Source organism: Yoonia sp. GPGPB17 (assembly GCF_037892195.1).
Taxonomy (GTDB): domain Bacteria; phylum Pseudomonadota; class Alphaproteobacteria; order Rhodobacterales; family Rhodobacteraceae; genus Yoonia.
In genome coordinates this window covers 536,941-559,268 of sequence record NZ_JATACI010000002.1, presented here as the reverse complement: position 1 = coordinate 559,268, position 22,328 = coordinate 536,941, and the positions used below count along the sequence as shown (strand labels likewise).

The following is a 22,328-nucleotide window of genomic DNA, read 5'->3' as shown; positions in this document are numbered from 1 at the left end:
GCTCCTTGGTCGTTTACTTCTCTGTTACAATTGCAAGCAGACAAATCGCGGCCTGACAAGTGTTTAGATCAGCGCATGTGTCACTTGATCTTTCGAAGTGACATTTGCGGTGAATGGATAGGCAACTTTCAGGTCGGTGCCGGGTCCTCGCCCATGGCCGCTTCTTCTTCGATATAGACTTCTTGTGCCAACTCGGCGGCAATAGGCGTCGATGCGGCAGAGACGGGTGCATATGGCACCGCCTCTGTATCGATCTCATCACGGCTACGCTGGGTCGTGCGGTAAAGGCCATAGGTACCAACTGCGGCCAGCATAATCCCGGTAAAGAGCCAGAACCCGTTGTTGCCGATCACATCCATCATCAGGCCCACTGTCAGCGGCCCCAAGATCGCCCCGATCCCGTTGATGAACAACAGACCGCCCGAGGCTGCCGCCATATCTTCTTTCTCAAGATAGTCATTCAAGTAGGCAATCAGCAGCGCATAAAGCGGGTTTGACATCCCCCCCACAATGGCACCGCTGATCACGATGAGCAGGAAGTATCCTGGCACCAGGAAGGCGATCATAGATCCCGCCGCACCCACCAGCGAGACCCAAATGATCAGGGTCCGGCGGTCCATCCGATCCGACAGCCAGCCAATGGGGTATTGCAGGACAAGGGCGGCTACATAGATGGACGAGACAAAGAACGAAATCTCGCCCACGGTCAGCCCAACGCGGCTGCCATAAATCGCCGACATCCCAAACTGTGCCGAGAACACCCCGCCCAGCATGAACATCCCCACGCAGGCCAGTGGTGACGCGCTAATCAGGTCACGCAGCTTCATCGGTTTGGTTGCCTCGAATGCGGGCATAGGTTTGACCGACAGCAAGACAGGCGCAAAGGCCAGCGACACCATGATCGACGGGATAATGAACAGGACATAGCCCGACACATCGCCCCGGCTGACGATCCACTGCGCAAAGACGATGCCCGCCATCTGCACGATCATGTAGACAGATAGCGACTTGCCCCGGTTTTCGTTGCTGGACGCATCGTTCAGCCAGCTTTCGGCGGTGATGTAGACACCACAGAAACAAAACCCGATGATGACGCGGCCCACGGCCCAGGCCCATGGATCGATCAAAACCGGATAGGCAATGAGGACAGCCGAAACCATTGAGCCAAGGGCGGCAAAGACCCGTACGTGTCCCACCCTGCGGATCAGTTGCGGCGTATAACGCGAACTGAACAAAAAGCCCAAGAAATAGGCCGACATCACGATTGAGAGCGACAGGGTGCTAAAGCCCTCGGCTTCGCCCCGCAGGCCCAAAAGCGTGCCCTGCAGGCCATTGCCAACCATCAGCATGAACATGCCAACGAACAAGGCCCAAGAGCCGGTGAAGACCTGAAACATGACGCGCCCTTTCAGCCCGAAAACAGAATCGCCCTATCCCACGATTCTGCTTCCAAATCATCACACATTAGCGACGCCGTCTCGCCCGTTCGCGCCTCAATCGCGCGGCAAGAGAAGCGAGCTGTCACCGTATGAAAAAAAGCGGTATTTTTGGGCGATCGCGTGATCATAAATCACACGGATCGTGCTGGTGCCCATGAGCGCAGAGACCAGCATCATCAAGGTCGATTTGGGCAGGTGAAAATTGGTCATCAGCCCATCAGCGATCTGAAACGCGAAGCCCGGCGTGATGAATATATCTGTCGGCCCCTTCCAAGGCTGTATCACACCCTCTTTGGCCGCACTCTCAATCAACCGCAAAGCTGTCGTCCCGACGGGGATCACGCGATTACCTGCAGCCTTGGTCGCATTTATCTCAGCAGCAGCCTCTGGCGTGACCTCACCCCACTCGGCGTGCATCTTATGGTCACGTACATCATCGACTTTAACGGGCAGAAACGTGCCTGCGCCAACATGCAAGGTAACATGGGTGAACTGCACGCCACGTGCCGCCAACGCCTCCAACAGGGGGCCGTCGAAATGCAGTGATGCGGTAGGTGCAGCGACTGCCCCGGTATTGCGGGCCCAATAGGTTTGATAATCTTCTTTGTCTGCCTCATCCGCGGGGCGTTTTCCCGCGATGTAGGGCGGCAACGGCATCGCACCGACCGCATTCAGCGCCGCATCAAAATCATCGCCCGTGAGGTTAAACGCCAGATACCCCTGCCCGTCCGCGCGACCAACCACCTCAGCCGTCAGATCATCGGAGAAAACAATCACCTCGCCGTCGCGCACCTTCTTCAGCGGTTTGATCAGCGCCGACCAACTGCCGTCCGCGCGCGGTTCCAACAGGGTCACGTCCATTCTAGCGTTTGTCTCGCCCGCCTCACCTTGACGATGCCGGAGACCAAACAGTCGCGCCGGGATCACCTTGGTATCGTTCAGGATCAGCCGATCCCCGGGTTGCAAAATGTCAGGCAGCTCATTCACAGTCCGATCCTCAATCGCATTCCCCTGTGCCAGCAACAACCGGGCCGAGGACCGGGGGCGCGCAGGGCGTGTCGCGATCAGCTGTTCAGGCAGATCGAAATCAAATTCGCTAAGTTTCATTGTGAGATATCCGGTGCCGGTCTGCGAAAGATCTCGCGGAACATGCCCGGTGTCAGCGCCGACAGCGGGTTCACAGCCACCTGCGGCGCATCGGAGGTGCCGCGAATGGTGTAGTTGAACCCGATCAGCCCCTCGCCCCGCCGGGTCAGGAATGAGCCGATGCTGTTGACCAAGAAAAATGGAGACACGACGCCCTGCAGATCAATCTGTTTGCTGGCGAGCGTGTAGATGCCATCGACCGAAATGCCAAGACCCGGTCCAACCGCACTCGCCTGCGACACAATCACCTGATCAGGGGTCAGGCGGAACCGTGCATCGACCTCTTCAAAGGCCAGCCCCTGCCCGTCTAACTGCTGCAGCAACCCAACCACGCTGATCGCATCCAACAGGGCCGCAATCGCGGGCGCATCCCGCACGCGGATATCACGGACACGCAAGGTGCCGTCAAACGTCCCCGGCCCACCCGCAGGCAAGAGCGTCAAATCCGCCGAACCGCCCACGGCGTTGCGCATCAAACCTGCCGCGCGCAAAACGCCGCCTGCATCATCACTGCGCAGTTGCACGGCGGACCGCCCATTGCGCGGAGCCACGGTGCCCACGACGCTGGCCGCCCCATTCATCTGCCCCGTGAACTGCCCCCGGAACCCTTGCTGGCTGCGAAAATCACCCCGGAAATTCGTCAGCGATATCCCTTCGGTGACTTGCAACCGATCCAGCGCGATACTGACAGGTCCGCCCCCGCCTTGGCCCGCACCAAACTGTGCGTTGCGCAAGTCCAGCGATCCGCCGGAAATCTCTACACCCAAAGGCTGTCCCGGCCCTCTGCCGCGCAGGGTGATCGGCGCATTGAACCAACTGCCAATCCGCAGCTGGGTGAACTGTGCGGCCTGAAGCGCACCATTTGCATCCAGATCAATGCGACCGGCAGCCTGCAACCCACCGCCGCCGATCTCCAAGGTATCGATGTTTGGAACGTCACCCAGCGTGCCGGTCACCAACAGGTTGCCTGCGGTGCCGGCACTCTTGGACCAGCCCACGGCCGGTATGCCGACGGTCAATCCCCGCAAATCAGAGCTGAGACGGAACGCAGGCGGCACCTCCCTTTGGAAATCAATCACAAGCTGCCCGGTGCCATTCCCCTCAATCGTGCCGGGTGGCAGGGCGATGTTAAACTCATCCAGAAACGCCTGCGACAGCGCCACATTCGCATCAACCCGGCTGCCGGGGCGTTCAGGTTCTCCAAAGCGCTGGTCCCATGTCCCGATTGCCGTGACCTGCCCAACCCGGACGGGGCCTGTGATGTTCACGCCGCGTTTGCTGGCTGTCACATTCAAACGCGGGGCCGCAAGGATGCGCCCATTCAAAAGCACATCACTTCTGACGTTGCGCAGCTCTGACGTTATCTCAATCGCGACCGCATCCGGCGCCGGGCGCGGCTCGAGCGGCCAGGTGATCTGGCCTTGGGTGAATGCACGGCCATCCCCCAGCGTGACGGGCAGATTGGCTTTGTCCATATATTCGAAAGGCTTCTGGTTCAGAATCGCCAATGTCGCAGTCAACGAGCTGTCGACCTTCAGGTTCAAGATCGCCGGCGATGGGTTCAACCGTAGATCAACAATCGTAAAATCGGATCCTGCCAACTGCATCGGGCCACCTTGAGGCGCATTCACGACGCCACTGTCGAGGCTGACGACAAAGCGGTTGTTCTCAATGCTTGCGGCACCATGCGCGCGCGTGATCGGCGGAACATCCCGCAAAAACTTGATGGTGTTGTCGGCAAATTCAAACCCCAATGCGAACTGTGTGGCGCGTTCAGGCGCGATGCGGAACCCTGCGTTCACGTTCAAAAGGCGCCCTTCCGTCAGGTTGTTCGATATCCATCTGCGCGTGCGCGGCTTCATTGAGAGCGGCCAGAAGGCAACAAAACGCTCCGGTGCGACGCTATCGATATGTGCGTCGAGCGCCATCTGCCAACCTGCATCGGTCGCCACAAAGGTACCGTCCGCGCTAAGCCTTGTGTCTCCGTCGATCATGACGGCTTGCCCAATTTCGACCGCGAAGGGGTCAAACCGCAGACGCAGATCGACCGCAGCCTTTGGGATTTGGGGCGGCTCATCAAAGAAATCTGGCGGGTCTAGCGCAAGGTCGCTGAACTGAAACTGCGCCAACAGCGCGCGGGGCAAACCATCGCGGAATTCACGCAAATACGCGTCGCCATCGGCACGCAAGCTGCCCCATTCGGTCTCAAGGCTGAGCTCGCTGAAACTGATGCTGTCGCGTACCGGATCATAAGTGAAATAGGCCTTGGCGTCATCGAAGGCGATTGGCTGCGTCGCGGGGTTGGGTTGCAGAACGCCCTGCCCGATTTCCAGACTGGCATTCAGTGGCCCCAGGGCACCCGTCTCATCCAGCTGTGTGCGCAGCGCGGCTGTAATAGGCGCATCCACCCCTTGTAGCCAACTGAGCGCTGGAGATTGCGCCGCGATATCAACAGCCAAGGCATTGTCGAGGTTTATGCCGACAGAAGCCGTGCGACTGCCGCGCGGACTGCTGTAGTTCAAGCTGACCGACGTGACATCTGCCCCGCCCGACAACAACGAAAAGTTACCGCGGATTATCGTTTCGCCCCCACGCAGATCAAGTGAAACGATACCGCCATCGACAATCCAGCTGCGCCCGGCCCGTGCATCGTCAAAATTCACGATCAAACCATCGGCGCGCACGGTTTCCAAAGCCTCCAAAGCGGGGCGTTCAAAGACCTGATCGAACTGTTCCAACAACTCGGGCAAAGATCGGGCCTGCCCCAGATCATTGCCACCACTTGTCAGCGCGAAAGAAACCGTTCCATCGCGCGCGCGCCGCAGATTTACCTGTGCGCCGATCAACCGCACATCCTGCATCAGTGCCTCTTGCCGCAGGATCAACCCGCGCGGCGACATCAGCCCTTCGACAATCGGCACCCGGGTCAAAGTCAACCCGCCAGCATCGATCAAGCGGGTATCGACAAGGCGAACCGTCGGATGCAGATCACGGCCAATCCGTAACGTGATTTGACCAAACTCCAGCGTGGCACCTTCCAACACATCGCCAAGCCCGTTCTTCAATCCGTTCGACAATCCAACTGGGGGCTGTAATGTCGCGGTCGATGATCATCACCGCTGCTGCTGCTAAAAAGACCAATGGCAAAAGGCAGACGACAAAAACTGCACGCAAGCAAAAGACCCAGCCGCGCATGCCCCTGCGGCGCGCGGGTTTTTCATCGGCAATCTCGGTTTCGTCTGTCATGGCATCCCATTCGCTGCCGCATTTACGCGCCACAGGTCTTTATCTTTGCCTGTCACGAACTAAAACAAAACCAAGAAATCAATCGGCAGAAAGGACACCTCCATGACACAGCCCGCCATCGGCGAGAAAGCCCCAGAAATCAGCCTGCCCCGCGATGGCGGCGAAATCGTGAACCTGTCCGATTTTGCGGGCAAGAAGGTCGTCCTCTACTTCTACCCCAAGGACGACACCCCCGGCTGCACGAAAGAGGCGATTGGTTTTACCGACAGCGTCGATGCCTTTGCGGCGCTGGATACGGTGATCCTGGGCGTGTCCAAAGACAGCGTAAAGAAGCACGACAAGTTTGTGGCCAAACATGAGCTGAAGATCGCTCTGCTATCGGATGAAGAGGGCGATGTCTGCGAACGCTATGGCACATGGGTGGAAAAAAGCATGTATGGCAAGACCTACATGGGCATCGAACGTGCGACTTATCTGATCGGTGCTGATGGCAAGATTGCAGAAATCTGGCGCAAGGTCCGTGTACCCGGCCATGTCGACAAGGTTCTAGATGCAGTGCGTTCACTATGACGCTGACGGAAATGGCCGTCGCGGTGTTGACCACTGCCGACGGTCGCGAAAAGACAGCGCTTTCGCGGCGGTTCGCCGCGCAATGGCAAGACGCCCGGGACGCGGGCAAGACGATTGAGATCGGTCGCGCCAAACCACCCTTGCGCCCGTCACGCCCTGAGAAGCCGGAACTGCTTGACCCACGCGATGTGCCGCATCGCAAACCGGGATCAGAGGCCGGGCGGATCGCGCTTTTGCACGCCGTCGCACATATTGAACTGAACGCAGTGGACCTGCATTGGGACATCATCGCCCGCTTCTCAGACACCAAGTTGCCGCTGGGTTACTATGACGACTGGGTGAAGGCTGCCGATGAAGAATCAAAACATTTCAATCTGATGTGCGACTGTCTTGAAGCGCTCGGCAGTCACTATGGCGCACTGCCCGCCCATGCAGGCATGTGGCGCGCTGCGGAAGATACGGTTGATGATTTGATGGGGCGTTTGGCGGTGGTGCCCATGGTTCTTGAGGCACGCGGTTTGGATGTGACACCCGGTATGATCAGGATCTTCAAACAGGCCAAACTGACCCAAGCGGTTGAGGCCCTTGAGGTGATCTATGCCGAAGAGGTGCACCATGTTGCCTACGGTTCCAAGTGGTTTCACTTCCTGTGTGGACGTCATGATTTGGACCCAACCGGGGTCTTTCATGACTTAGTTCGCAAGTATTTTCATGGGCACTTGAAGCGGCCATTCAACGAAGAAAAAAGGGCGGAAGCCGGAATACCACCCGATTTCTACTGGCCGCTGGCTGGCACAACGCAAGCTGACGCAGAGGCAGTAAAGAAATAGGCAATTCCCCGCCCAAGCCCCAATGAACGCGGGATATCTGCGTAAAAATCGTGCAAATTTCTTGCAGGCAAGCGCCGAGGCACTTAAACGTATCGGGACGAAACCGGGTGGGCTCCGGCGACAGGCAACGGGACAGGACGAGCAGCACCGTGAGATCACGACTGACAACACGCATTCATGGCATTCTGGAACGCTTTCTGCCTGAAAAACGGTTGTTCCTGCGGTCGGACAGCGAAACACGCTTTATCCGTCTGACATCTGAAACACAGTTGGTCGGATGGACCGGCAGTATAATCGTCGTTGCATGGACCATCATTGCCACCGCGATCCTGCTCATGGACAGCATCGGCGCCGGGAACTTCCGTGCCCAGGCGCAACGTGATCAGCTGACCTATGAACAACGCCTGAATGCCTTGTCATCAGAACGCGACGCCCGCGCACTGGAAGCGCTGGCCGCACAAGAGCGCTTTAACTCTGCCCTGCAACAAATCTCAATTATGCAATCAGAGCTGCTGGCCACCGAAGAAAAGAGGCGCGAACTGGAAACGGGGCTCGAAGTTGTGCAAGCCACGTTGCGCGACACCATGCGCGCCCGTGAAGAGGCCCGCCAACAGGTTGCGGCCCTTTCATCAGAAAACATCGATGAAGGCTCTGCGTCGATCAGTGACGGCGCCGCAGGCACGGTGGATCTGCTGGCCAGCGCGCTTGCCGATACCGCGTCAGAGCGTGACCAGATCGCCGCAGATGCCGAATTCGCCATCGAACAGGCCCAGGAAATGCAGCTTGAGCTGCGCCTTTTGCAAGAGCGCAACGACCAGATTTTCCGCCAGCTGGAAGAAGCGATGCTTGTTTCCGTTGAACCGCTGGACGAAATGTTTCGCGCTGCGGGCATGAACCCGGACAATCTGATTGATCAGGTCCGTCGGGGCTATTCCGGTACCGGCGGGCCATTGACCCCGATCCAATTCTCGACGCGCGGCAGCGACCCTGACCCTGATGCACTGCGCGCCAACGCGATCCTGACCGCGATGGACCGGATTAACCTTTACCGGATTGCCGCTGAAAAAGCGCCCTTCTCGATCCCGGTGAAATCAAGCTTTCGCTATACCTCTGGCTTTGGGCCACGCTGGGGGCGGTTACATGCAGGTACAGATTTTGCGGCCCCGATCGGCACTCCGATTTATTCAACCGCCGACGGTGTGATCAGCCATGCAGGCTGGTCCTCGGGCTATGGCCGTTTGATCAAAATCCGCCATGACTTTGGCATCGAAACACGTTATGCGCATCTGAACTCGATGGATGTGCGCGTCGGCCAAAGGGTCTCGCGTGGCGAGCGCATTGGTGCTATGGGTAATTCTGGTCGTTCGACCGGGCCCCACCTTCACTACGAGGTCCGTGTCAACGGCAACCCCGTCAACCCCATGACTTATATAAGAGCTGGACAAGATGTTTTCTAAATCCAAAATCAACGAACCCGGACCTAACGCGTCCGATACCGACACGGCCAAAGGCACAGACGCTGCAAAGCCTGCAGGTTCTGATTTCAAGGCATCTGCTACGCCCAAGGCTAAGCCTGCCCCATCCATGCTATCCTCTGATCTGTTGATCACTGGTAACCTTAAGACATCCGGCGACATTCAGGTTGAAGGTCAGGTTGAGGGCGATATCCGCGCGCATCTTCTGACTGTTGGCGAAGGTGCGACCGTCAAAGGTGAAGTCGTCGCAGATGATGTTGTGGTCAATGGCCGCATTGTGGGCCGCGTCCGTGGCCTGAAGGTGCGCCTGACATCGACTGCACGTGTCGAGGGTGACATCATCCACAAGACAATCGCGATCGAAAGTGGTGCACACTTCGAAGGCTCCGTGCAGCGTCAGGATGATCCGCTTGCGACTGGGTCTAAGAAGATGCCAACAGCGGCAGCGACTGACGCCAAGTCGTAAGCGGCATTCGCTCTAATAAAATAGGGCGTCCTTCGGGGCGCCCTTTTTGCATCTTATGCCAAGGCGCGCCGATATAGATGCCACGTTGCATGCCCCAAGACAGGCAGAACGACCATCAATCCCAAAAACCATGGCAGCAGCGCCAGCAATGACAAGACTGCAATGATGCTGGCCCAGACCAACATGACAAAGAGGTTCGCGCGCACAGCTTGCATACTGGTCAGCATGGCGGTCACAAAGTCCACCTCGCGATGTAGCACTAAAGGCAAGCTGACCACGGTCATCGAGAACAGCACGAAAGCGAGTACAGCCCCGACACCAAGTTCCACCACAATCATCGCAATCCCGTTTGGTGTCAAAAACACCTCAAAACTATCGGTCACATTCGTCATGGTCGACAGCCCCATGAAAAGGGCAAAGATCATATGGGCCAGAAAGGTCCAGAACAGAAAGTAGATGACGATGATTGCACCTAGCCAAGGCAATTGCCGGGTCCGTTCATTCCAGACAATGCCCAGCACGCCGCCCCACTTAAGGGGTTCGTCCTTTTCCATACGACGGCTGACTTCGTAAAGACCGGCCGCCGCAAAAGGCGCGATCAGCGGAAACCCCAATGAGGTCGCCAAGGTCCACGTCACATGCCCTGCCCCGACCCACAGCATCAGAAACCCGCCAACCACATAAACCGCACTAAAAAACAAGCCAAACTGCGGTGCACGCCGAAAATCCCGCAGGCCCGCGCGCAGGCTTTCGGTGATGTCGGACAGGCTCAGATCCTGCACCACCAGTTTTTCGGTGCCACCGCTCAGCGTATCGGTTGATGTCATGCCACGGCTCCCAACGTTGCTGACCCTGGGACCATCATCACCCCAAGCATGCACCATTGGCAAGTGGATCGCTTACTCGGCGTTCGCCTCTGCCCGGCTTTTCCCAGAGACATCCATGGCCAGTGTGGCAGCCATCAGCCCATCCAGATCGCCATCCAGCACACCCTTGGTGTCTGACGTTTCAAAATTCGTCCGCAAATCTTTGACCATTTGATAAGGCTGCAAAACATAAGACCGGATTTGATTGCCCCAACCGGCGTCCCCGGCATTCTCGTGTGCCTCGTTGACCAAGGCAGAGCGCTTGTCCAACTCGATCTGATAAAGCCGGGATTTCAGTGCCTTCATCGCAATATCGCGGTTCTGGTGTTGCGATTTCTCGGAACTGGTCACAACGATTCCGGTCGGCGCGTGCGTGATCCGCACGGCTGAGTCGGTTGTGTTGACGTGCTGACCACCAGCGCCAGAGGACCGATAGGTATCAATGCGAATATCGGACGGGTTCACTTCAATTTCGATGTTGTCATCCACCACCGGATAGACCTTCACAGACGTAAAGGACGTGTGCCGCTTAGCCGCACTGTCAAAGGGCGATATCCGCACCAAACGGTGCACGCCGCTTTCTGACTTCAGCCAGCCATAGGCATTGTGCCCGCTGATCTTGTAAGACGCCGATTTGATCCCGGCCTCATCACCAGCCTGCTCGGCCTGTAGCTCCACCTTATAGCCCTTCTTTTCGGCCCATCGGACATACATGCGTGCCAGCATATTGGCCCAGTCACAGCTTTCCGTCCCACCGGCCCCGGCGTTGATCTCAAGGAACGTATCGTTGCCATCGGCCTCACCATCCAGCAGGGCTTCAAGCTCTTTCTTGGCAGCCTTATCTGCCAGAGCGGCCAAAGCGGTCTCAGCTTCCGCAACGACCTCGGCATCGTCCTCCATCTCGCCCAATTCAATCAGTTCAATGTTGTCGGACAACTCTTGCGAAATACCGTCATAGTTGCCCATCGCGTCGACCAGCAACTGGCGTTCGCGCATCAGTTTCTGCGCCGCTTCAGGATCGTCCCAGAGTGTTGGCTCTTCGACACGCGCGTTGAACTCTTCCAGGCGGTGCGGGGCTGTTTCCCGGTCCATCCGCTGTGCGAGCAAGCTGAGCGATTTCTCAATCGCTTCTACAGTATTTTGCAATTCTGCGCGCATGGGGCACCTGTCTTTGGTCGTCGATTTCCAGTGGAGTGGTCTTAGCGCGCCCATTGGCGCGCCACAAGCGCAAGGGCCTAGTAAAGACCGCCTGACGACAATGTGCCAAAGGTCGCCTTTTCACCAACGGTCGCAGTTTCGCCTGTTGATGTGGTCACCTGACGCTGTGCCGCTTGCGCCTCTTGGAACAGTGGCAAGTCGGCGCCCATCGCAAAGCCACCGTCAAACATGATCCCGAAAAGCGGCTCTTCCCCTGGGCGGAAGCATTCGCGCACGACGTTGTCGCCAGAGGCATCTTGCGGCAAACGTGCGCCGCTGAAGCGGTCGATGTTGATAAATTGGCAGTCTGCCGGTGTCCGGAACGGACCCGAGCCATATTTCTCGATCGCCTCACTCATGAAACGATTGAACACCGGACCACAGAACCCACCACCCGATGCACCGCGACCCAAGCTGCGGGGCGTGTCATAGCCAATGTAGCAACCTGCCACGATGTTCGATGAGAAGCCCACGAACCACACATCTTTAGCCTCGTTCGTCGTCCCGGTCTTGCCCGCAATTGGCACCGGCAGGTTCACAGTGCTGCTCGCAGTCCCGCGATCCACAACGCCCCGCATCATCGAGGTCAGTTGATAGGCTGTGATCTCATTCATCACCCGGTCGCGGTTGGTCATGATGCGCGGCGCGTCACCCTCGGGCAGGTTGGTTTGGTTACAGTCAAGGCACGTCCGCTGATCATGGCGATAGACGGTATAACCGTAGCGATCTTGCACACGGTCGACCAAGGTGGGTTCCACCCGCTCGCCGCCATTCGCAAACATCGCATAGGCCGCGACCATCTTGAACAAAGTCGTCTCATCAGACCCCAGCGAGGCCGCAAGCACGCGGTTCATATCTTCATACACGCCAAAGCGTTCTGCATAGCGCCCCACCGTATCAATGCTGATTTCTTGCGCCAAACGAATGGTCATCAGGTTCCGCGACCGTTCAATCCCGGTGCGCATCGGTGTGGGCCCGTAAAACTGGTTCGAAGAGTTGCGCGGCCGCCATGTGCCTTGCGGCGTGTTGAGCGTGATGGGCGCGTCCACAATGATCGTCGCGGGCGAATAGCCGCTGTCCAGCGCTGCGGCATAGACAAAGGGCTTGAAAGAAGAGCCTGGCTGACGCTGCGCTTGCGTCGCACGGTTAAAGACCGAATGCTGATAGCTGAACCCGCCTTGCATCGCGATCACACGACCGGTGTTCACGTCCATCGCCATGAAACCGCCCTGCACTTCGGGGACCTGCCGCAGCGACCAGCGTTCAAAGTTACCGTCCCCGTCCAACAAGCGGCGCACATGCACCACGTCACCGGCCGTATAGTTGTCAAAGAAGTCACCAACCAGCCAGCGGATATCGACGCGTGGCACCACAAAGGGTTCTGCTTCGGTGTCTTGGACACCTTCGATCCCGATCGTCAGTGTGTTCTCGGCCACCTCTCGGATCACGGCAGGATACCACTGACCGTCCAAATCAATGTCGCGCGGTACATTCGTCGCGGCCAAGGCGGCACGCCACGCGGTCTCATCGCCCAACGTGTCTTCGGGAATCGTTTGTTCAGTCCCACGCCAAATACCCTGGTCGCGGTCGTACTCTTCCAACGCGCGTTGCAGTGAATGGCGCGCGGTGACTTGCAGTTCAGGATCAACCGTTGCGCGGATCGACAGGCCACCCGAGAAAAACTCTTCCTCACCAAAGTTCTGGCTCAGCTGGCGACGGATTTCATCTGTGAAGTAGTCGCGCTCTGGCAGGCTATCTCGGAAGTCGTCATAGTCACCGCCCTGTACGGACAGCAGCGGCGCGTTACGCTCGGTGTCATAGGTCGCCTGATCGATATAGCCGTTCTCGAACATCTCGCGCAGGGTATTGTTGCGCCAGAACACGGCCGACTCGCGGTCGCGCACCGGGTGGCGGTTGCTGGGCGACTTCGGCAAGGCAGCAAGATAGGCGGCCTCGCCCGGCGTCAGTTCTGTCAACGGTTTGTTGAAATAGGTCAACGCTGCGGCGGTAACGCCAAAACTATTCTGGCCCAGAAAAATTTCATTGAGGTATAGTTCCAGAATACGCTCTTTGGGCATCGCGCCTTCGATACGCACCGCCAGAATGATCTCTTTGATCTTCCGCTCAACCGAACGGGAGCCATCCAACAGGAAGTTCTTCATCACCTGCTGCGTAATGGTTGAGGCCCCACGGACGTTCTCACCGCGCGATTCGACCGCGTCGACAAAAGCCGACACCATGCCCATCGCGTCATAGCCAGCGTGTTCATAGAAATTCTTGTCTTCGGCAGAGATGAACGCCTGCTTCACGATGTCGGGGATTTCCTCGGCGGGCGTGAACAAACGCCGCTCGACGGCGAATTCGTCAATGATCTGACCTTCGCCCGAATAGATTCGACTGATGGTTTTCGGTGTATACTGCGACAGGGTCTCATAACTCGGCAGGTCGCGCCCATACATGTAGAGCACCCCACCAATAGCCAGCGCACCCATGATGGCACCAAGGGTCAGCAGCGTAAAAAGACCGCCAAGAAACGAAAGAAAAAAGCGTACCACGGGATTTGGACCCAGTCCTGTCTGTTTAGCCTGCTTATACGCGGACAGGGCCCTGTGGTCAAAAGGTCAAACGCCAGGTTCGGCCAGAAGATGCCGGGCATTTGATCACTTTTTCAGCAGGCATTGCCTTACCGTGCGCGGGCGTGCATTTGACCCTTATGCAAGCCGAAGATGTCATTCCCGCATATGAGCGCCTGGGCCAAGCCTGGGCGAAGCAACGCAACCGCAGCCTGATGGAAAAGCAGTGGCTGGACCGCTTCCTTGCTGCGGCACCGCGTCCAATGGGTGCAGTGCGTGTGTTGGATTTAGGCTGCGGTTCTGGTCAACCAATGGCCACTTATCTCGCCGAGCGGGGGCCGTGCTGACCGGTGTGGATGCGGCCGACACGATGATACAGCTTTACGCGCAGAACATACCGCAAGCAGAGACGACAAAGGCCGATATGCGGACCATTAGCCTTGACCGCAGCTTTGACGCGATTTTGGCGTGGAACAGCTTTTTTCATCTTTCAGCAGATGATCAGCGACCTATGTTTGCCCGGTTTGCCACCCATAGCGCGCCGCGCGCGGCACTGATGTTCACCTCTGGCCATATGGCGGGCGAAGCCATCGGTAAGCTGGCGGATGCCCCGATTTATCATGCCTCACTTGACCCGGCCGAATACCATGCGCTGCTGACCGACAATGGCTTCAAAGTCTTGCGCTATACGCCTGAAGACCCCGAATGCGGACAACATACTGTCTGGCTGGCGCAATACGTCGGCCCCTAGCGGGCCAGCAGCACAACTGTGTCCCGGATGGCCCGCGCAATCCGCGCACGGCCTTCTGCGGTGGCCAGCACCGCGCGGTCCTCGGCGTTGGACAGAAAGCCTGCCTCAACCAACACGCTGGGAAAATCCGCCGCTGTCAGTACGGCAAACAGGCCCTCGCGCCTTGGGGTGTTGTTCATCAGAACGCCTTGCGCCTGCATTGACGCGACCAGCGCATCGGCAATGCGGCGGGCCTCTGGTCCGGTCTCTGCCCGGGCAAGGTCCATCAGGGCGGTGGCGATGCGATCATCCGCATTGTTCAGATCAACCCCGGCCAGCAGATCACCCCTTTCGTGACGTTCAACATGACGTTGCGCCGCCGCCGTCCCGCCACCGGTCGGCAGCGTATAGATCGTTGCCCCGCGCACAGCGTCCTCTTCCAGCGCATCAGCGTGCAACGAGATGAAAAGATCAGCCCCCACCTCGCGTGCAAATGTCAGCCGCGCGGAGAGGGGAACAAAGGTGTCAATGTCCCGCGTCATGACGGACTGAACGCCCTCTTGCGCATTCAGCATGACCGCCAGTTCCGCACCCATCAACAACATCAGGTCTGCTTCCTTGATCCCGCCGCGCACCGCGCCCGCGTCGATCCCGCCATGGCCGGGATCAATGACGACGACGAAGTCCTCACTCTGGGCCAGTTCTTGGGCCACCTTGGGGTCAAATCCGGTCACCACATCCCATCCGGGATCAGGTGGCGCACCGGCGGTCGCGGCAAATACCTCAGGGCTGGTTTGATCCAGTAAAATCGTCAGATCAGCACCTTCCGGCACCGACACCATCCCCGCCTCCGCTACGATCAGCGGTTCGGCCAAATCGACCACCATACGCGACCATCCCGGACGCAAAGCACCAAACCGTACATCTGCTGCACGGTCCCCGGACAAAAGTTCGGTTGCGTCAAGTCCGGCAAAGGAAGCGCCTTCAATGTCGATCACCAGACGGCGCGGTTCAGCCAAGGTAAACACACGATACGGCGTGATCTGATTAAGGCCGACGATCACCTCCAACGTCCACCAACCATCGCTGACGCTGGTACGGTCCGGGTCTATGCTGACCTGTGCGGCTGCGAAATTCGCCGTAAAAAGAAACGCCAAGGCCCACCGGATCATACCTGCCGTCCTTGCATGTACTGCGCCAGCCGGTCCAGCCCCTGCGTGATATCGGCCGTTGATCGGGCGTAAGAAAACCTGAGCCAGTGGTGCCCACGCGCCGCATCAAAATCAAGACCGGGCGTTACGGCGACGCCAGCGTGTTCCAGAATGTCAGCGGCAAAGGCCAAAGCGTCATCGGTATACTCTGACACGTCAACATAGACATAGAAGGCACCATCAGGTGGGGCAAACCGGGTAAAACCGGCAGACTTCAAACCGTCAATCATCAGATTACGATTGGTCGCATAGACCGCCTTATTCGCCTCAAGCTCATCCGTGCAGCCCATCGCATGTAAGGCCAGACGCTGGGCTGCATGCGGTGCGCAGATAAACATATTCTGGGCCAGTCGTTCGACCTGTCGCACGTGGTCTTCCGGCACAATCATCCAGCCAACCCGCCACCCTGTCATCGAGAAGTATTTGGAAAATGAATTCACCACATAGACATCATCAGTCACCTGCAAGGCACTGACGGGCGCTTTGTCATAGTCAATACCGTGGTAAATTTCGTCCGAGATCAAAGCCGCGTTTTGCGCCTGACACGCCGCCGCCAAAGCAGCGAGTTCATCTTGGTCAAGCATGGTGCCTGTGGGGTTCGCCGGAGAAGCGACAATCAAACCGTCCAAATCGTGGTCGGCCACATCCGTTGGTAAGGGCTGAAACCGTTGCGCAAAAGTTGTTGGGATATCAATCGGCGACAGGCCAACCGCCTTCAGAATCTGGCGGTATGAGGGATAGCACGGCGTGCCCAACCCAACCCGCGCGTCATTGTCAAACAGCGCCGAGAACGCCAGCAAGAAGGCCCCCGAGGCGCCGCTGGTGATAACCACGCGGGTCGGATCAAGCGTCACACCATACCAATCAGCATAGTGCTGAGCGATCCGTTCCTTTAATTCTGGCAGCCCAAGGGCCACCGTATAGCCCAGCGGATCAGCCATATCGGCGATCAGCTTGGCCTTCGCAGCTTCTGGCGCACCGGTGCCGGGCTGGCCGACTTCCATATGGATGATATGAAGACCCGCCGCCTCGGCCTTGCGGGCGGCTTCCATCACATCCATCACGATGAATGGGTCAACATCACCTCGATCAGAGCGTCTCATAGGCTGCCTTCTATCACTGACTGTACCACGGGTAAGGTGAATCTCGATCCAACTTACTCTGCCGCAACATCCTTTTGCGCATCCAGTTCGGCGGCCTTTTTTCGACCTGCTCAACGATATGATCAACCATCTCTGCGTTGGATTGCTTGTGGCTCTGCTTGCCCGCCAGATAAACCATACCCGACCCGGCCCCACCGCCGGTAAAGCCCACATCCGTCATCAGTGCTTCACCGGGGCCATTGACGACACAGCCGATGATCGAAAGCGACATTGGCGTCTTGATGTGCTCAAGCCGTTTTTCCAGTTCCTCAACCGTCTTGATCACGTCAAAGCCCTGCCGCGCGCAGGACGGGCAAGAAATGATATTGACACCGCGGTGGCGTAGGCCGAGGGATTTGAGGATTTCGTACCCCACCTTTACCTCTTCCACAGGATCGGCCGACAGGCTGACGCGCACCGTATCGCCAATCCCCATCCAAAGCAGGTTACCCAAGCCAATGGCCGATTTGATCGTGCCCGACGTGAGGCCACCGGCCTCGGTGATGCCAAGGTGAATGGGGGCATCCGTCGCTTCAGCCAACTGCTGATAGGCCGCAGCGGCCATGAAGACATCGGACGCTTTGCAGGAAATCTTGAACTCGTGAAAGTCGTTGTCTTGCAGGATCTTGATATGATCGAGGCCGCTCTCAACCATCGCATCCGGGCAAGGTTCGCCATATTTATCCAGCAGGTGCTTTTCCAATGACCCGGCATTCACACCAATCCGGATCGAACAGTTATGATCACGGGCCGCTTTGATCACCTCTTTGACGCGCTTTTCGTCGCCAATGTTGCCGGGATTGATCCGTAGGCAAGCCGCACCAGCCTCTGCCGCTTCGATCCCGCGTTTGTAGTGGAAATGAATATCCGCGACGATTGGGACAGATACCTCAGGCACGATCTCTTTCAGCGCTGCACTTGATGCTTCGTCCGGGACAGAGATACGTACGATGTCGGCACCCGCATCAGCAGCCGCCTGCACCTGGGCGATCGTCGCCTTGACGTCGGTTGTCAGCGTGTTCGTCATTGTCTGGACTGAAATCGGGGCGTCGCCACCCACGGGTACGCTGCCCACCATGATCTGACGCGATTTACGCCGATAGATGTTACGCCATGGACGGATATGGTTCAAAGACATCAGATTTCAGCTTTCGACTGCGCATTCTCTGAGCCTAACTTAGGCGGCAATCTGCACCACAGCAAGGCGGTGCACCTGCGATTAATCGCCCATGGCAACCTCGGCCACATTGACGATTTCTGCCAGATCTGTGTCAGCGTTCAAATCGGCGATGGCATAGGTTTCTGTAAGACTTTGCGCGGTCAATGCCACATTGGATGTGACAACACCCGCTGGCCCGACAGGACCATAGTGGACGCCGTTTACTGCGAAATACATCGCGCCGCTTTCGCCGACACGCAGGGTCGCGGGATCTTCTGTTGCAGGCACCACAAAATTCTGTCCCGGCTCCATTACACCTTCAAAAATGACGGTGCCGTCGGCTGACCGAACGCGCACCCAGGCGGGGCGGACGGCAACGAGTTGCAGTTCCGGCACATCCGGTTCCACAACCTGAATAGCAGGTGGCGCTTAAGAAATCCGCATCGGCCACCGTCAATTCTGGAATGGCTTAAGCACACCCGCATCAGGCACCAGCGCACCAATCGTGCCGGGGCTGAGCGTCGAAATGGGTGCATCGCGCGCGACCAATACGGGTACGTCCAGCGCCTGCGGGCGATAAAGCCGGTCCAACGCTTGACGCGAGGGCGCATCGAAACCTGCCAACGGATCACTCGGCTGGATCGCATTTGTCGCACCAGCCAAAGGATCAAGATCAGACAGAACAACGGGTGTTTGCTCGACCGGCGCAAACTGTACCTTCTGCACTTCCTGCAAAACGGTCCAGCCGCCATAACCCAAGCCACCGATCAAGGCGATCAGCACCATAACGGACCCAATGGCCCGCGGCTCTACACCAGATAAAACCGCCTCTCCGGCCGGAATGAACGGTGTCGCTGAGGATGAAAAGATATCCTTGCCCAACGGGGCAGCGGCCGGGTCAAATGTCTTGCCCTTCAGCGAAGAGGCTTCAGCTGACATACCATGCGCCGTCGCAAATCCGCTTTCATCGCAGAACGCCTGAAATGCATCATCGGGATCCATATCAAGATACCGGGCATAAGAGCGCACATAGCCTGCGATAAATCCGGGTGTGTCAAAAGCCGAAGGGTCGGCGTTTTCGATAGCGGCAATATAAGCGGCCTTGATCTTCAACTCGCGCTGCACGTCCAACAGGCTCTTGCCCATGGTCGCACGTTCGCCTCGCATCAAATCACCAAGGCGCAATTCATATGCGTCAAAGCCCGTGGCCTGCACGTCCTCCGATGCGTCTGCGCGCTTGAAGGTCTTCCCGATCATCGACTGTCCCGTCGCTTAATGCCCCTAAGCGCAGGTTGTGTAACGAATCGAAACAGTAATTGCGCCTAAAGCCTAAATAGCACGATCAGCAAAGTTATGCACAGGTGTATATAGGGTTAACCAGCCAGTTCAGCGCGATTCAGCGCACAATGTGACCAAAGTCCGTCCAAAGCGCCTACTAATGCATCCATTTCACGCGGCCCATGCACGGGCGACGGTGTAAAGCGCAACCGCTCTGTCCCACGTGGGACGGTGGGAAAGTTGATCGGCTGCACGTAAATCCCGAAATCGGCCAGCAACATGTCTGACAATTGCTTGGTATGCACCGGATCGCCCACGATCAGCGGCACGATATGGCTACCATGATCAATGATCGGCAGGCCCATGCCCTTCAGGCGCAGTTTCAGGATTTTGGCCTGAGTCTGGTGCCGTTCGCGCAGCGCCTGATCAGTCTTCAAATGGGCGACCGAGGCCGCAGCTCCTGCTGCGACTGCAGGTGGCAGTGATGTGGTGAAGATAAAGCCCGGCGCGTAAGACCGGATCGCATCACACATTTTCGCACTTGCGGCAATGTAGCCACCCATCACGCCAAAGGCTTTGGCCAGCGTGCCATTGATAATATCGATACGATCCATCAGGCCATCACGCTCGGCCACGCCCCCACCGCGCGGGCCATACATGCCAACAGCATGGACTTCGTCGATATAGGTCAACGCGCCAAACTCATTGGCCAAATCACAAATCTCTTCGATTGGCGCAAAATCACCATCCATTGAGTAGATGGACTCAAAGGCAATGATTTTTGGCGCCGCAGGGTCGTCGGCCTCCAGTAGTTCACGCAGATGTGCAAGATCATTGTGGCGGAAGATACGCTTGGCCCCGCCGTTGCGGCGGACACCTTCAATCATGGAGGCATGGTTCAACGCATCGGAATAGATGATCAAGCCCGGAAACAGCTTTGGCAATGTGCTGAGTGTGGCATCATTTGCGATATAGGCAGATGTAAAGAGAAGGGCTGCATCTTTGCGGTGCAAATCCGCCAGTTCAGCTTCAAGTTGCTTGTGATATACAGTCGTGCCGGAAATGTTGCGTGTACCGCCCGACCCTGCACCGGTTGCGTCAATTGCTTCGTGCATTGCAGCCAGGACAGCCGGATGTTGCCCCATGCCAAGATAGTCATTGCCACACCATACTGTCACAGGGGCTTCTGAGCCATCAGGCTTTCGCCACGTCGCGTGGGGGAACTGGCCGCGCTTGCGTTCAATATCAATGAAAGTCCGATACCGGCCTTCTTCGTGCAACCGTTCAATCGCTGTGTCCAACCGGGCGTTATAATCCACGTCTTTCGTCCTTTACTTCGGTACAAAAACCACATGATCTCGCGGCCTTTGAATCGTTCTAAACGTCATATAGGGCACCGCCGCGTCGAGCAAGACGTTACAAAGTGTCGCCCCTGATATGACCTTGATGTCGAAATCGGATGGATGCTGCGTTGATCTGGATCAAAACCCTCGTTGGCGACAGCATTTGTCTGCCGCAAACCTTAACCAGATCAGCTTGACCTCACCGCGTGTTAAGGCAACCGTGTGGCCAATCTAAATAGATAGGCCATGCTCATGACACTCGATCCCGTTCTCGCCCGTATTGACGCCGACCTGCCCCAGGCAACAGACCGTCTGCTAGAGCTGCTGCGCATCCCCTCCATCTCGACAGACCCCGCCTATAAGGACGATTGCGACACCGCCGCAGACTGGCTGGTCGCCGATCTGCAATCCATCGGATTTGAAGCCTCCAAACGGCCGACACCAGGACATCCGATGGTCGTGGCCCATACCGGCGGCGAAGGACCGCATATCCTGTTTTATGGCCACTACGACGTCCAGCCCGTTGATCCACTTGAGCTTTGGGATCGGGACCCCTTTGATCCACAGGTCGAAGATACGGCCAAGGGCAAGGTGATCCGTGGCCGCGGTTCCTCGGACGATAAGGGCCAGCTGATGACCTTCGTCGAGGCTTGCCGTGCATGGAAAGCGGAACATGGTGCCCTGCCCGCCAACATCACAATTTTCTTCGAAGGCGAAGAAGAATCAGGCTCCCCGTCCCTCACCCCTTTCATGGAAGAAAACCGCGCGGAACTGACTGCCGATATCGCCCTGATCTGCGATACCGGGCTTTACGGCGACAGCACACCCGCGATCATCACCCAATTGCGCGGGCTGTTGGGCGAGGAACTTACCATCACAGGTCCCAACAAAGACCTGCATTCAGGCATGTATGGTGGGCTGGCGATGAACCCGGCGCGTGTGCTGGCGCGCATCATTGCAGCCCTGCACGATGATAATGGGCGGATCACCGTACCGGGGTTCTATGATGGTGTGCCCGAACTCTCGAACGAGTTGGCCGCCGCATGGGACGACTTGAAATTCGATCACAAGGATTTTCTGGGCGAAGTCGGCCTCTCCGAACCCGCAGGCGAGGCCGGACGTCGGCCGCTGGAAATGATCTGGTCGCGGCCCACCTGCGAAGTGAACGGCATGTGGTCTGGCTATACCGGCGACGGCTTCAAAACCGTGCTGCCTTCCGAAGCCTCTGCCAAAATCAGCTTCCGGCTGGTCGGCACACAAGACCCGCTGAAAATCCGCGAAAACTTCCGCAAAATGGTGCAAGACGTGCTGCCCGCAGACTGCAGCGTCAGCTTCAGCGACCACGGCGCGAGTGCGGCCGGACAAATGACCACCACCCACCCTGCCTTCGATCAGGCGCGCAAGGCCCTGTCCGACGAATGGCCGAACGCGGCGGCCTATGTCGGCTGCGGCGGGTCCATCCCAATTGCGGGGCATTTCAAAGATATTCTGGACATGGACGCCATGCTGATCGGCTTTGGCAAAGATGACGACCAGATCCACTCACCCAACGAAAAATACGACCTGTCATCTTTCCACAAAGGGATCAGAAGCTGGGCACGGATTTTGGATGCGATGACGTCGTAAGCGTCACGGGGATCACAACCTGCCTGCACCT

The 22,328-nt window shown here is 57.6% G+C and carries 18 protein-coding genes and 1 pseudogene; 8 read left to right on the top strand and 11 right to left on the bottom strand.

All coding sequences use genetic code 11. From position 1 onward, the window contains the following. Positions 1 to 128: 128 nt before the first annotated feature. From QTO30_RS03165 to QTO30_RS03155, 3 genes are all read right to left on the bottom strand, one after another. Positions 129 to 1,397 carry an MFS transporter gene (locus QTO30_RS03165; protein ID WP_340422453.1) on the bottom strand — a complete coding sequence of 423 codons (1,269 nt, stop codon included), beginning with the start codon at positions 1,395 to 1,397 and terminating at the stop codon, positions 129 to 131. A 96-nt stretch (positions 1,398 to 1,493) separates the two neighbouring features. After that, positions 1,494 to 2,546 carry a tRNA preQ1(34) S-adenosylmethionine ribosyltransferase-isomerase QueA gene (gene queA / locus QTO30_RS03160; RefSeq protein WP_340422451.1) on the bottom strand — a complete coding sequence of 351 codons (1,053 nt, stop codon included), beginning with the start codon at positions 2,544 to 2,546 and terminating at the stop codon, positions 1,494 to 1,496. Continuing rightward, entirely contained in the window at positions 2,543 to 5,650 is a 3,108-nt protein-coding gene (locus tag QTO30_RS03155; RefSeq protein WP_340422449.1) for a YhdP family protein, read from the bottom strand. The genes queA and QTO30_RS03155 overlap by 4 nt, the downstream gene beginning before the upstream one ends. Positions 5,651 to 5,691: 41 nt before the next feature. Between QTO30_RS03155 and QTO30_RS03150 the strand changes: the two genes are divergently transcribed. The 5 genes from QTO30_RS03150 (at position 5,692) to QTO30_RS03130 (ending at position 9,172) form a co-directional block, all read left to right on the top strand. After that, on the top strand, positions 5,692 to 5,937 hold the full coding sequence (locus QTO30_RS03150) for a hypothetical protein (RefSeq protein ID WP_340422448.1): 246 nt from the start codon (positions 5,692 to 5,694) through the stop codon (positions 5,935 to 5,937). Further along, positions 5,934 to 6,401 carry a thioredoxin-dependent thiol peroxidase gene (bcp, locus tag QTO30_RS03145; protein ID WP_340422447.1) on the top strand — a complete coding sequence of 156 codons (468 nt, stop codon included), beginning with the start codon at positions 5,934 to 5,936 and terminating at the stop codon, positions 6,399 to 6,401. The genes QTO30_RS03150 and bcp overlap by 4 nt, the downstream gene beginning before the upstream one ends. After that, a complete protein-coding gene (locus tag QTO30_RS03140) occupies positions 6,398 to 7,231 on the top strand; it encodes a ferritin-like domain-containing protein (RefSeq protein ID WP_340422446.1) in 834 nt (277 codons plus the stop codon). Before bcp ends, QTO30_RS03140 begins: the two co-directional genes overlap by 4 nt. 149 nt (positions 7,232 to 7,380) lie before the next feature. Continuing rightward, entirely contained in the window at positions 7,381 to 8,688 is a 1,308-nt protein-coding gene (locus QTO30_RS03135) for a M23 family metallopeptidase (protein ID WP_340422444.1), read from the top strand. Continuing rightward, on the top strand, positions 8,678 to 9,172 hold the full coding sequence (locus QTO30_RS03130) for a bactofilin family protein (protein ID WP_340422443.1): 495 nt from the start codon (positions 8,678 to 8,680) through the stop codon (positions 9,170 to 9,172). Before QTO30_RS03135 ends, QTO30_RS03130 begins: the two co-directional genes overlap by 11 nt. Positions 9,173 to 9,225: 53 nt before the next feature. Here the strand turns inward: QTO30_RS03130 and QTO30_RS03125 are convergent, their stop codons facing one another. The 3 genes from QTO30_RS03125 to QTO30_RS03115 all read right to left on the bottom strand — a co-directional run bounded on the left by QTO30_RS03125 (position 9,226) and on the right by QTO30_RS03115 (position 13,790). Beyond that, positions 9,226 to 9,999 (bottom strand): DUF2189 domain-containing protein, encoded by a 774-nt coding sequence (locus QTO30_RS03125; RefSeq protein WP_340422442.1) that lies wholly within the window; start codon positions 9,997 to 9,999, stop codon positions 9,226 to 9,228. Between the two features lie 72 nt (positions 10,000 to 10,071). Beyond that, positions 10,072 to 11,196 (bottom strand): peptide chain release factor 2, encoded by a 1,125-nt coding sequence (gene prfB, locus QTO30_RS03120; RefSeq protein WP_340422440.1) that lies wholly within the window; start codon positions 11,194 to 11,196, stop codon positions 10,072 to 10,074. A 77-nt stretch (positions 11,197 to 11,273) separates the two neighbouring features. Continuing rightward, positions 11,274 to 13,790: a penicillin-binding protein 1A gene (locus QTO30_RS03115; protein WP_340422439.1), complete on the bottom strand. Its 2,517-nt coding sequence runs from the start codon at positions 13,788 to 13,790 to the stop codon at positions 11,274 to 11,276. 149 nt (positions 13,791 to 13,939) lie between these two features. On the opposite strand from QTO30_RS03115, the gene QTO30_RS03110 reads away from it, so the two are divergent. After that, on the top strand, positions 13,940 to 14,155 hold the full coding sequence (locus QTO30_RS03110) for a hypothetical protein (RefSeq protein WP_340422437.1): 216 nt from the start codon (positions 13,940 to 13,942) through the stop codon (positions 14,153 to 14,155). Further along, complete coding sequence (locus QTO30_RS03105) at positions 14,149 to 14,559, top strand: class I SAM-dependent methyltransferase (protein WP_340422436.1); 411 nt, start codon at positions 14,149 to 14,151, stop codon at positions 14,557 to 14,559. Before QTO30_RS03110 ends, QTO30_RS03105 begins: the two co-directional genes overlap by 7 nt. On the opposite strand, the gene QTO30_RS03100 is transcribed toward QTO30_RS03105, so the two are convergent. The 5 genes and pseudogenes from QTO30_RS03100 to hemA all read right to left on the bottom strand — a co-directional run bounded on the left by QTO30_RS03100 (position 14,556) and on the right by hemA (position 20,647). Further along, positions 14,556 to 15,710 carry an N-acetylmuramoyl-L-alanine amidase gene (locus tag QTO30_RS03100; protein WP_340422435.1) on the bottom strand — a complete coding sequence of 385 codons (1,155 nt, stop codon included), beginning with the start codon at positions 15,708 to 15,710 and terminating at the stop codon, positions 14,556 to 14,558. The genes QTO30_RS03105 and QTO30_RS03100 overlap by 4 nt on opposite strands. After that, positions 15,707 to 16,852 (bottom strand): pyridoxal phosphate-dependent aminotransferase, encoded by a 1,146-nt coding sequence (locus QTO30_RS03095; RefSeq protein WP_340422433.1) that lies wholly within the window; start codon positions 16,850 to 16,852, stop codon positions 15,707 to 15,709. The genes QTO30_RS03100 and QTO30_RS03095 overlap by 4 nt, the downstream gene beginning before the upstream one ends. A gap of 13 nt (positions 16,853 to 16,865) precedes the next feature. Further along, positions 16,866 to 18,029 (bottom strand): flavodoxin-dependent (E)-4-hydroxy-3-methylbut-2-enyl-diphosphate synthase, encoded by a 1,164-nt coding sequence (gene ispG, locus QTO30_RS03090; protein WP_445327124.1) that lies wholly within the window; start codon positions 18,027 to 18,029, stop codon positions 16,866 to 16,868. 81 nt (positions 18,030 to 18,110) lie between these two features. Beyond that, positions 18,111 to 19,307, bottom strand: a pseudogene (locus QTO30_RS03085) (helix-turn-helix domain-containing protein). A gap of 116 nt (positions 19,308 to 19,423) precedes the next feature. Beyond that, entirely contained in the window at positions 19,424 to 20,647 is a 1,224-nt protein-coding gene (hemA, locus tag QTO30_RS03080) for a 5-aminolevulinate synthase (RefSeq protein WP_340422432.1), read from the bottom strand. 276 nt (positions 20,648 to 20,923) lie between these two features. Here hemA and QTO30_RS03075 point away from each other — a divergent pair, with 276 nt between their 5' ends. Continuing rightward, a complete protein-coding gene (locus QTO30_RS03075; protein ID WP_340422431.1) occupies positions 20,924 to 22,297 on the top strand; it encodes a M20/M25/M40 family metallo-hydrolase in 1,374 nt (457 codons plus the stop codon). Positions 22,298 to 22,328 lie beyond the last annotated feature (31 nt).